This is a genomic window from Frankia nepalensis (genome assembly GCF_016786325.1).
Taxonomy (GTDB): Bacteria; Actinomycetota; Actinomycetes; order Frankiales; family Frankiaceae; genus Pseudofrankia; species Pseudofrankia nepalensis.
Genome location: NZ_JADWYU010000180.1, coordinates 21,584 through 28,372, shown reverse-complemented (window position 1 = coordinate 28,372; position 6,789 = coordinate 21,584). Strand labels below are relative to the sequence as shown.

Sequence of the window (6,789 nt, the reverse complement as noted above, 5' to 3'; positions counted from 1 at the left end):
CACCCTGGCCACCGGCAGCTGGGATACCACGGTGCGGCTGTGGGACGTGGCCGACCGGACCCGCCCCGCCCTGCTGGCCCAGCCGCTGACTGGCCACACCGAGGGCGTGCGGTCGGTGGCGTTCTCCCCGGACGGGCGCACCCTGGCCACCGGCAGCTGGGATACCACGGTGCGGCTGTGGGACGTGGCCGACCGGACCCGCCCCGCCCTGCTGGGCAGGCCACTGACCAGCCACGCCGGCGCCGTGGTGTCGGTGGTGTTCTCCCCGGATGGGCGCACCCTGGCCACCGGCAGCGACGACCACACGGCGCGGCTGTGGGACGTGGCCGACCGGACCCGCCCCACAGCGCTGGGCAAGCGGTTGACCGGCCACGCCAACTGGGTGGTGTCGGTGGCGTTCTCCCCTGATGGGCGGACCCTGGCCACCGGCAGCGGCGACCACACGGTGCGGCTGTGGGACGTGGCCGACCGGACCCGCCCCGCCCTGCTGGGCAGGCCACTGACCAGCCACACCAACGTCGTGAATTCGGTGGTGTTCTCCCCTGACGGGCGCACCCTGGCCACCGGCAGCGACGACCGCAGGGTGCGGCTGTGGGACGTGGCCGACCGGACCCATCCCACAGCGCTGGGCCAGCCGCTGACCGGCCACGCCAACGGCGTGCGGTCGGTGGCGTTCTCCCCGGACGGGCGCACCCTGGCCACCGGCAGCTACGACTGGACAGTACGACTGTGGCGGCTGCGCTGACCGCGCTCGCGTCCGGCCGGCCACGCGACCGGGTCCTGTTCGTCCTGATCGCCACCAGTGGACAGGCGCCGTATGTCCACAGGGGCGTCAACCGCCTGCCCACCCCGCGGCGGCGCGACCTCCGGAGGCCGGGGTCCTGGTAGGAACGGAGCGGTTGGCGTGAAGGCCGGCGGCGCGGCGGACAGCGGTAGCGGCCGTTCCGCTTCGAGGTCGACCTGTCGGATTTCCACCCGGCGGCGGCCCAGCGGGATGCTGCCGCGGCGAACACCGGCGCGCGGCGGCACCGGAACGGTCTCCCAGCGCCCCGCCGACGGCCTCGCGTGTTCGACCGGGCGCGATCACGGGCGCCGGAGGCGAGGTTTGCACATTTACCGCGGCAGAGCCGAAGGGGGCGGGCGGGTGGAAGCGGGAACATTGGGGCTCCACGAACATTCCGTGGCCCATTGTGGCCTTATCTCGGCGATCCCCGCCTCTGCGACGCGTCTGGCCGACGGTCATGGACGGTCGAACACCCGGCTTTTCGGCGGGTGCCGGATGCCATGCCGTCGCGGTTGCCGTCCCCTCCCCGGCGCCGTAGCGTTGCGCGGGAAAGGCGACCCGTCATTCCCGCGCCCCATACCAAGTAGGCACACGTACCTGGGGATACACCTCCGCTCTCCTCACCCTCGCCTGTCGCGGCGGGCGGCGTCCTCGGTGGCCAGGTCCTCCAGGGCGGTGCGTGGTGAATTCTCCACTGTTCTTTTTGCTCACTAGGTTCCCCTGCGTGGTCCGACCAAGCCGCCGTGCGGTCAACGAGACGACGCCGCACCGGGGCAACAGGAGAGGGAACAAGAACGATGACCAAACACCGAGGACCGTCAGGCACCGCCGCGATGATGGCGCCGGAGCGGGCACACGTCGCGCCGCAGAGCGCCGTCGCGCCGGGCGACGCCGGCGACCGCGTCGAGCAGGTGTACCGGTACCTGCAGCGGTTCGGGTACTTCCCCAACCCCGACCTGGCCAGCCGCTATCCGTGGTGGCGCTCGGCGATGGCGTTTGAGCTGCCCAACCCCCAGGTGTACGACGAGCAGCTCAGGACCGCGGTGACCCTGTTTCAGAAGAAACACGGCCTCGAAGCGACCGGAAACGTCGACGACGCGACCCTGGAACTGATGAGCAGGCCCCGCTGCGGCTTCCCGGACATCGCGTCGGCCGACGGAGACGGTAGCGCGGCGACCTTCGTCGCGCAGGGCAGCCGGTGGGCAAGTCTCACCGTCAGCTACTCCCTGTCGAACACGACTCCGGACCTGACCGCGGCCGAGGTGAACGCGGCCGTGCGCGGCGCGTTCGACCGCTGGTCCGCCGTCAGTCCGCTCTCGTTCGTCGAGAACGCCGCCGGCGGTGACATGCAGATCGGCTTCTTCAGCGGCGACCACGGGGACGGCACGGGCAACTCCTTCGACGGGATGGGCGGCGTCCTGGCGCACTGCTACTACCCGCCGCCGTCCGGGGGTTCCCTGGCCGGTGACTGCCACTTCGACGAGGCCGAGACCTGGTCGGTGAACCTGCCTCCCACCGGCACCGATCTGCCGACCGTCGCCCTGCACGAGTTCGGCCACGGCATCGGGCTGGACCACTCGGCCGAGAACTCGGCGGTCATGTTCGCCTTCTACGGCGGCCCGCGCCGTGAACTGACCGAGGACGACATCGCCGGAGTTCGTTCCATCTACGGCGCCCGCCCCCGTTGGGCGTCGCTGGGCGGCGGGCTCACCCATCCCGTCGTCGCGTCCAACGCCGACGGCCGGCTGGAGGTGTTCGCGCGCGGCCTCGACGGCGCGCTGTGGCACATCTGGCAGACCGCGCCCAGCAACGGCTGGAGCGGCTGGGAGTCCCTCGGCGGCGGCATTCAGGGCGCCCCCTGCGTCGGGCGCAACGCCGACGGCCGGCTGGAGGTGTTCGCGCGCGGCCTCGACGGCGCGCTGTGGCACAAGTGGCAGACCGCCCCGAACGGCGCCTGGAGCGGCTGGGAGTCCCTCGGCGGCGGCCTGACCAATCCGGTCGCCGCGTCCAACGCGGACGGCCGGATGGAGGTCTTCGTACGGGGTCTGGACGGCGCGCTGTGGCACATCTGGCAGACCGCCCCGAACGGCGCCTGGAGCGGCTGGGAGTCCCTCGGCGGCGGCATCGTCGGCCCCCACACGGTGGGCCGCAACGCCGACGGCCGGATGGAGGTCTTCGTACGGGGTCTGGACGGCGCGCTGTGGCACATCTGGCAGACCGCGCCCAGCAACGGTTGGAGCGGCTGGGCGTCCCTCGGCGGCGACATGACCGACCCCGTCGTCGCGTCCAACGCCGACGGCCGTCTGGAGGTGTTCGCGCGCGGTCTGGACGGCGGGTTGTGGCACATCTGGCAGACCGCCCCGAGCAACGGCTGGAGCGGCTGGGCGTCGTTGGGCGGCGGCATTGCCGAGCCGGTCGTCGGGCACAACGCGGACGGCCGGATGGAGGTCTTCGTACGGGGTCTGGACGGCGCGCTGTGGCACATCTGGCAGGTCGCGCCCAGCAGCGGTTGGAGTGGCTGGGAGTCCCTCGGCGGCGGCATCACGGACCCGGTGGTCGGCTCCAACGCGGACGGCCGGATGGAGGTGTTCACCCGCGGCCTCGACGGTGGGCTGTGGCACCTCTGGCAGTCCGCGCCCAGCAACGGCTGGTTCTGAGGCCGAGGCAGGCTCGGCCCGGCGACGTCGGTGAACGACGGAAGGGGGAGCCCTCCGGCTCCCCCTTCCCCGCATGCCGGCCGTGCCTGGTCCGGGGCCGCCAGCGCTGCTCCGCCGACGCGATGATCGGTGGCGGGAAGTCGGTGGCCGCTAGATTCTGGCCATGACGTTGGAGCTGTCAGAGTGGACGGGTCGACGAGGGCCGGAGCCGGCGGGCGGCCTGCCGCGGATCGAGCCGGTGGTGCCTGAGCCAGGCGGGCAGCCACTGGTCGCCGTGCTGGCTGTGGACGGGGTCGTGCCGTTCGACCTGGCGGTCCCGGTGGAGGTGTTCGGCCGGGCCCGGCTCGCCGACGGGCGGCCCGCCTACCGGGTCGCCGTCTGCGCGGCCCGGCCGGGCGCCGACGTCGACGCGGGCACGTTCACCCTGCGCGCCCGCCACGGGCTGGAGACCCTGGCCGAGGCAGACACGGTGGTCGTCCCCGGCACCGGCGACCCGGCCGCGCCGCTCGACCCGGCCGTCCTCGACGCGCTGCGCGCCGCCGCCCGGCGCGGGTCGCGCGTCGCGTCGGTCTGCTCGGGGGCGTTCCTGCTCGCGGCTGCGGGACTGCTCGACGGGCTGCGGGCCACGACCCACTGGCTGGGCACCGCCGAGCTCGCCGCCCGTCACCCGGCCGTCGACGTCGACCCCGACGTGCTGTTCGTCGACAACGACGGCCGGATCCTGACCTCCGCCGGCGCCGCCGCCGGGCTGGACCTGTGCCTGCACCTGGTCCGCGCCGACCACGGGGCGGCGGTCGCCGCCGACGCGGCCCGGCTGTCGGTGATGCCCCTGGAGCGCGCCGGCGGGCAGGCCCAGTTCATCGCGCACGAGCCGCCGACGCCGGGCGGCGTGTCCCTGGAGCCGCTGCTGCGTTGGCTCGCCGACAACCTGCGCACCGAGCTCACGCTCGACGACATCGCCCGCCAGGCCGCCCTGTCGACGCGGACGTTGTCGCGCCGGTTCCGGGAGCAGACCGGTACCACCCCGGCCCAGTGGCTCGCCGTCGCCCGCCTGCGCCGCGCGCAGCAGCTGCTCGAGTCCACCGACTGTCCCGTCGAGTGGGTCGCCTCCCAGGTCGGCTTCGCCTCGCCGTCGACGTTCCGCGACCGGTTCCGCCGCCTGGTCGGTACCAGCCCGCAGTCCTACCGCCGCGCCTTTCGCGCCACTCCGCCGCCCGCCCGCGCGGCCTGAGGCCGCCGTGGCACCCGGTGCGCCGTCTTCTGACCTTCAGGCGCCGGTCGTCGAGCCGGGACGGACGATCATCAGCACGACGACGACGGCCCACAGCAGGTTGAAGATCCCGGTGGTCATCGCCAGTCGGGCGGCCAGCCGGGAGACGTCCGGCCGGCCGCTGGCGACGGAAGGCACGGGCGCGGCGACGACGACCGATCCGGCCGAGCCTGCGGACGTGCCCGCGCGCTCGACCTCGGCCTCGGCGGCGACGTCCGCGGGAACCGCGTCCGCGTCGGGAAGGCAGTCGGCGAGAGCGCGGCGCTGCCGGGGCAGGATCACGCCGGCGAGCAGGCCGGCCGCGGCGGCGGTGAGCACGATCGAGGCGATCACCCAGGCGTCGCCGAACACGTGCATCGGCCCGGCGGTCGCGAGCCCGAAGAACGGCACCGCGATCCCGACCAGCGCGTAGACCCGGCACACCCGGTACAGCGTGCGCGCCGTGGCCAGCGCCGCCCCGTCCGCCGGGTCCGCGGCGGCCAGCCGCAGGTAGCGGGGGAACATGCTGGCGGCCACCGCCACCGGCCCGACCGTCAGGATCGCGGCGAGGACGTGCAGGCTGAGCAGGATCTTGGTCACGGCAGTGGGTCACCTTCGGGTCGTCGAGGCGCGGATCGCGTCCCGCCCGCCGGCCCGGGACCGGCCTGGGCCGGCGGGAGCCCGTCCCGCCCCGCGAAGCCGCGTTCTCGACGCTAACGAGACGGGCGCGCCCCGAGCAGTGGCCGAAACGCCAGATGTCGCCGGATTCTGGCCACCGCCGACGCCGGGCGAATCTCGCTGGGCGGTGGCCGACGATCGCGGTACGGTTCCCCCATGACCTGGCGACATTGATCCACACCGGCCCGCCAGCGGCGGGCAACGCCTGAACGCCGACTGGCCCGGCGGCTGTACGCATACGGCCTGCTGCAGGATCTTGTGCCGTTCTATCCGGTGTACGCGCTGCTGTTCGCGGACAGCGGGGTGTCGCCGGCGGGGATCTCCGCGCTGTTCGCGCTGTGGTCCGTCACGACGTTCCTGCTGGAGATCCCGTCCGGGGTGTGGGCGGATCTCGTGTCCCGCCGTCGCCTCGTCGTCCTCTCGCCGCTGCTGGAGGCCGCGGGCTACGCGCTATGGGTCGCCTTCGGGTCGTTCTGGGTGTTCGCCGCCGGGTTCGTGCTGCTCGGCGCCGGCAACGCGCTGCGGTCGGGAGCGCTGCAGGCCCTCGTCTACACCGAGCTCAGGCGGATGGGTGCCACCGATTCCTATCCGCGTCTGATCGGCCGCTACCAGGCCATCGACGGGCTCGCGACGCTGGCGGCCGCCGCGCTCGCGGCCCCGCTGATGGCTGCCGGCGGCTACCGCGCCGTCGCCGCGGCCAGCGTCGCCGCGCTGCTCGGCTGCGCCGCCGCCGGCCTGCTGCTACCCGACTCCTCCGGCCGCGACGCCGACGGCGAGGACTCGGAACCATCCCCCGATGACGCCGACGAGCTACGAGCGTTCGACGTGCTGCGGGCCGCGGTCGGGGTCGTGCGCCGCTCGGCGCCGGTCCGCCGCGCGCTGGGACTGCTCGCCGCGCTGACCGCGGTCGCGGCGCTCGACGAGTACATTCCGCTGCTGGCCCAAGGCACCGGCGCGCCGCCAGCCGCCGTCCCGCTGCTGGTGATGGTCGTCTACGCGGGCGGGGCGGTGGGGGGCCTGCTGACGGGCCGGGGCGGCGGGCTGCTCACCCCGGCGCTGGCCGCCGCCGCGCTGCTCCTGGGAGTCGGAGCCGCCAGCGGCCACCCCGTCGGCGTCGTCGCGGTAGGCGCCGCGTTCGGCGTCTTCTACTGGGCGCTGGCACGCGCCGACGCCGCGCTGCAGGACCAACTCGACGACGCGACCCGCGCGACCGTGTCGTCGATGGCCGGCACCGGCATGGAGGCCGTAGCGGTCGCCACGTTCGCCGCCTACGCCACCGGCTCGCTCTGGCTCGCCCCCAGCTGGCTGTTCACCCTCGTCGCCGTGCCCTACCTGCTACTGGCCCTGGCCGCGACACTCCGCCGCCGTCAAGGCGGAAATCCCTAGCGCCGTTTCCGGCGACAGGGGCATGCGTGCCGGTG

The 6,789-nt window shown here is 74.0% G+C and carries 5 protein-coding genes; 4 read left to right on the top strand and 1 reads right to left on the bottom strand.

Annotated elements, in window-relative coordinates:
* The 3 genes from I6A81_RS27400 to I6A81_RS27390 all read left to right on the top strand — a co-directional run.
* A partial coding sequence (locus tag I6A81_RS27400) for a WD40 repeat domain-containing protein (RefSeq protein ID WP_203003932.1) occupies positions 1–745 on the top strand: 745 nt, incomplete at its 5' end.
* Between the two features lie 836 nt (positions 746–1,581).
* Positions 1,582–3,441: a matrixin family metalloprotease gene (locus I6A81_RS27395; protein ID WP_203003933.1), complete on the top strand. Its 1,860-nt coding sequence runs from the start codon at positions 1,582–1,584 to the stop codon at positions 3,439–3,441.
* 163 nt (positions 3,442–3,604) lie between these two features.
* The gene (locus I6A81_RS27390; RefSeq protein WP_203003935.1) at positions 3,605–4,672 is read left to right on the top strand and encodes a GlxA family transcriptional regulator; all 1,068 of its coding nucleotides are present in this window, start codon (positions 3,605–3,607) and stop codon (positions 4,670–4,672) included.
* Positions 4,673–4,708: 36 nt separating this feature from the next.
* Here I6A81_RS27390 and I6A81_RS27385 read toward each other — a convergent pair whose 3' ends face one another.
* A complete protein-coding gene (locus tag I6A81_RS27385; RefSeq protein ID WP_203003937.1) occupies positions 4,709–5,290 on the bottom strand; it encodes a hypothetical protein in 582 nt (193 codons plus the stop codon).
* 336 nt (positions 5,291–5,626) lie between these two features.
* Between I6A81_RS27385 and I6A81_RS27380 the strand changes: the two genes are divergently transcribed.
* Positions 5,627–6,754 carry an MFS transporter gene (locus I6A81_RS27380; RefSeq protein ID WP_203003938.1) on the top strand — a complete coding sequence of 376 codons (1,128 nt, stop codon included), beginning with the start codon at positions 5,627–5,629 and terminating at the stop codon, positions 6,752–6,754.
* The last annotated feature ends 35 nt before the right edge of the window (positions 6,755–6,789 follow it).